Origin of the sequence: Parabacteroides acidifaciens (assembly GCF_003363715.1) — a bacterium.
In the GTDB taxonomy this organism is placed as follows: domain Bacteria; phylum Bacteroidota; class Bacteroidia; order Bacteroidales; family Tannerellaceae; genus Parabacteroides; species Parabacteroides acidifaciens.
In genome coordinates, this window is sequence record NZ_QREV01000050.1 from 1 (window position 1) to 4,627 (window position 4,627).

Consider the following 4,627-nt stretch of genomic DNA (forward strand, 5'->3'; position numbering starts at 1 on the left):
AGGAATATATTGGAAAATATCAAAGTTATTGAAAATCATACGATAAGGTGTGGTTTGTTATTTTTGCACTCCAAATGTAGGAAATATTATTCAGAAGTGAAAGAAAGGAAACATATAATAGGTATAAAAGTAAATAAGGGTAACTTCACAGCCACCCTTATTCGATTTAACCAAAACCTTAACTATGAAAAAATTTACGTTTTTCAAGTGCAAATATAAGGGTACGGTTTGAACTGTGCAAGTGTTTGAGCATTTATTTTTGCCAAAAGAATATATTTAAAATTAATTAACAGAAGAGATGACAAATCAAGAAAATGGCGTGGACTTAAAATCCGCAGCCGGAACCGGAGAAAAGAAGTTGTTTATCGAAACTTACGGGTGTCAGATGAACGTTGCAGACAGTGAAGTTGTTGCTTCCATCATGCAAATGGACGGTTATGCCGTGACTGACAAAATCGAAGATGCAGATGCTATTTTCGTCAATACCTGTTCGGTTCGCGATAATGCCGAGCAAAAAATTTACGGTCGGCTTCAGTATTTCCAGTCATTAAAAAGAAAGAAAAAATCTTTAGTAGTCGGTGTGCTCGGATGCATGGCGGAACGGGTGAAGGAAGAGTTGATCAATGTGCATCATGCTGACTTAGTGGTCGGTCCGGATTCGTATATGGATTTGCCGAACCTGGTCGGGGCGGTTGAACATGGCGAAAAGGCGATTAACGTGGAACTTTCCACACAGGAAACCTACAAAGACGTAATCCCGTTGAAGTTAGGAGGTGTGCATATCTCCGGTTTTGTTTCCATCATGCGCGGGTGCAATAACTTTTGTACCTATTGCATTGTGCCATACACGCGTGGCCGGGAGCGCAGCCGTGATGTGGATAGCATTTTGAACGAAATACGGGATATGCGCGATAAAGGTTTTAAAGAAGTGACCCTTTTAGGGCAGAATGTGAACTCCTATCTTTTTGAGAAAGACGGCGAAAAGATTTCTTTCCCTGTCTTGCTGGAGCGCGTGGCGGAGGAAGTTCCCGGGATGCGTGTCCGTTTCACGACTTCCCATCCGAAGGATATGAGCGACGATACGTTGCGTGTGATTGCTACGCACGATAACATCTGCAAGATGATCCACCTGCCGGCGCAATCGGGCAGTTCCCGCATCCTGAGCGTGATGAACCGTAAATATACCCGCGAATGGTATCTGGATCGTATTGCCGCTATCCGTCGGATCTTGCCGGATTGCGCCATTTCGACCGACCTCTTTTGCGGTTTCCATTCCGAGACGGAAGAAGACTACCAGGAAACGCTTTCACTGATGCGCGAAGTGGGCTACGACAGTGCTTTCCTCTTCAAATATTCCGAACGTCCGGGCACATATGCCTCCAAGCATCTGCCCGATACGGTGAGCGAAGCCGAAAAGGTACGCCGCCTGCAAGGCATGATTGACCTGCAGAACCAGCTGTCGGAGGAAAGCAATAAACGTGATATCGGAAAAGTCTTTGAAGTGCTGATCGAGGGGTTCTCCAAACGTTCCCGCGAGCAGTTGTTCGGGCGTACGAGCCAGAATAAGGTGGTGATCTTCGATAAAAAGAATTATCACGTCGGACAATTTATAAAGGTACGCATCAACCGCGCCTCTTCCGCTACTTTGTTCGGGGAACCGGTGGAAGAATAATCTTTATTGGTGCTGATTCAGTGTTTCTTGCCACGGAACAAAAGTGTCTGCGGTCGAAACTTTAGTTTCAAGGCAGGAAACTAAAGTTTCGACCGGTGGAACAAAAGTTTCATCGGCATGGAACAAAAGTTTCAAGGACGGAAACCGTTTGAAACAAAAGTTTCACGAAAAAAAATCACTGAAACTTTTTACCAGTCGAAGCTCTCCCTGTATGAATCGAAAACCGGTTCTTCGTTGATCCCGTTCTGTTTAAAGAGTTGTTTGATAAAGAGTTGATGCTCGGGTAACAGCTCGTTTTCTTTGCGTTGGAAGCGGTAATAAAGTGTTTTCTTGAAGTGGCTGACCATCTGTCTTCTTAGTTGCAGGGCCATTTTATGCGGTACATTATCGAGCAGATTTGTAATTCCCAGGGCAATTCGTTTTTTGATTTGTGATTTGAAGAAAGGGCAATCGTCTCCTTCCTTCGGGAAACAGGCTGGATTTACTATCGGAAGGAATTTACGGATAGATGTACTGTTGGCTGCTGCCAGGTGGCGTAAACAATTGTCCGCTTGCGTACATTGGTCATTGAAGCAATGTGCGAAATCGTATGGGACGTCTTGATAATCAAATTCGTTTTTCATAATGCGCAAATGTACGGATTATATTTGAGTCCGTATCTTATTTTTGCATTTGTATTAAGTACAAACTTTTTTTACTTATTCAGGCCATCTTTACCCAGACACGTTTGCCGTCGAATGTGATAGCCATTTTGAGGATGTCGGTGACGCCGGCTGCCCGTAGCGTGGCGGTATACTGTTTGTCCTCAATCTGCTGAAGCGCGGAATCTAACACACTTTCGACGGATTCGTCGTACACCGGATCATAGAGCTTCAACTCCATGATCACGCCTTGCAGGTTCAGGTCACGCGGACGGAGCAGAATATCATAACGGCCAAGCCCCGATTCGCGATTGCTGCTCACTTCGTAAGCGCCGCTGCTGACAAGCATACCTAACAGGAAGGCTTGGTAAACCTTCTCCGGCTCACGGCCGCTTGTGTCATAATATGATAATGTATTGACGACAAAGTCGTTCAGGATACGCTGGAAGATTGGCATGTTTTTTTCTTTCAACGCTTGCAGCATCAGCTCCAGGCGGTCGTTTTTGACCGGACCGTTATTGATCCAGCTTCGGATTATGGTGAAGAAAACGGTTCTGACCTCACGATTAGGTACTTGCAGGGTATATTCCATCAGGTCGTCATTGTTCTTTACCGGGTCTGTAGCCTTCAGATAACCGCTGAAAAGCATGAATGACCAGATATTGGATGCTTCTGACAGCAAATCCGGAAAAGCTAACTTGTCGTTTATCACGCTACGGATCGGTTCGCCCTGTATCAGTGATTCCACACCCATGCGTATTTGCGACGGGCCGTCGGCAAGCAGGTGCCGCAAGAGGACATCCGAGCCTGTGTTTACCCAGTAAGGTGCCAGGACGCCGCCTTTATTTATAAAGGAAAGCGCAGACCAAGGATTATAGACTGTTTGATCTCCGAACAGGTAGCCGTTGTACCAATTCTTCACCTCATCTTTCTGCGCGTCTAATAGATAGTCGGTTAGCATTTGGTCGGTTTCCTCTTGTGTAAAACCGAAAGAGGTACACATCGGAAGTTCCAGGATCGTATCTACATCAATATTATTCAACCCACTGAATATCGATTCCTTGCTGACCCGCAAGATGCCGGTGATGACGCCACGAAAAATATCCGTATTGTCTTTGAACACCAAACTCATAAAGTTACGCATAAAGCCAATCATACGGTCGTAATATCCTTTATCGAAAGCGACATGGATCGGCGTGTCGTATTCGTCGAGCAGCACGAGGGGCGGCGTGCCCCAATAGGAGGTGAGCAATTCGGAGAGCAGTCTGAGCGAACCAGTCATTTCATCAGGAGTCGCTTTCCGGTTTTGCAACCGGACAAACTGATCCAGATAATCTTTCTGTTCGATATGTTCCCGTAAATAATCGTGACGGATAAATTCCGACTGCAGTTCGCGTGCCAACAGTAAAAGCATCTCTTCGAACGTATCGCCCTTGCAGTCTTTCAACGTGACCAGTATCACCGGATATTTACCTTGATATCGGTCGAAGTCTTTCCACTGTTCGATGTTTTTCCCGTTGAACAGCGGACGATAGATGTTGCCTTCCGTCCTCTCGAAAAAATAGCGGAGCGTGGAAAGGTTCAGCGTCTTGCCGAAACGGCGAGGACGCGGAAGAAGCGTGATTTTGCTTCCTTCTTCTATGATCTGGCGGATAAAATCAGTCTTATCCACATAATAATAATCTTCGTCTATCAGCTCTTTATAATCGCTGATGCCTATCGGTAACTTTTTCCGGTCCATACGTCATTGTTTTTATTGCATTTACAAATATAGGAATTATTCTTTCACTCCTTCTTATCGGTCGATTCTATTTCTCCAAACTTGCAAACTCATATTTAAAATCGTTGGAAGGAAAGTCACTTTCTTTTCTTGGATGGAAATGTGAATAACTATTATTGCTTAAGGAAAAAGTAACATTTGCATCTGTTGTTCTCTGAAATTGCCTATTTTACCTGCTTTTTTAGGGTGGAATTGATATTTAGCGTGTCCACAGTTATAGGGTTGATTATCTATTGTTTAGGATTTTATATAATGTACACGCGTACATTAGTAATATATGGGCAAATTGTATTTGTTTTATGATTGTAAGAGATTGAAAAATAAAGAGGTAGATGCTGTTTATGGAATGACTAATGAAAACGTACGTTTATTTTCGTCACAAATTTAAGCATAGTTTCCGAACCTGCAACTGTTTTCTCCAAGAAATTTCTTGTTTCTATATCCTTTCTTATCAATTAGATAGCTTAAGCTGTACGAAAAACGGCTTTTGGACGACAAACCCTCCAAAAATGACTGAAAAAAACGTACGTTTTC

3 protein-coding genes are annotated in these 4,627 nt (G+C 43.9%); 1 reads left to right on the top strand and 2 read right to left on the bottom strand.

Annotated features, from left to right (window positions below):
- The first annotated feature begins 298 nt into the window (after positions 1-298).
- Positions 299-1,672 (top strand): tRNA (N6-isopentenyl adenosine(37)-C2)-methylthiotransferase MiaB, encoded by a 1,374-nt coding sequence (gene miaB / locus DWU89_RS16405; protein WP_115500714.1) that lies wholly within the window; start codon positions 299-301, stop codon positions 1,670-1,672.
- Between the two features lie 188 nt (positions 1,673-1,860).
- On the opposite strand, the gene DWU89_RS16410 is transcribed toward miaB, so the two are convergent.
- Both DWU89_RS16410 and DWU89_RS16415 read right to left on the bottom strand, forming a co-directional pair.
- Positions 1,861-2,295: a DUF6078 family protein gene (locus DWU89_RS16410; RefSeq protein ID WP_115500735.1), complete on the bottom strand. Its 435-nt coding sequence runs from the start codon at positions 2,293-2,295 to the stop codon at positions 1,861-1,863.
- Between the two features lie 79 nt (positions 2,296-2,374).
- Positions 2,375-4,054 carry an AAA family ATPase gene (locus DWU89_RS16415; RefSeq protein ID WP_115500715.1) on the bottom strand — a complete coding sequence of 560 codons (1,680 nt, stop codon included), beginning with the start codon at positions 4,052-4,054 and terminating at the stop codon, positions 2,375-2,377.
- Between the last annotated feature and the right edge of the window lie 573 nt (positions 4,055-4,627).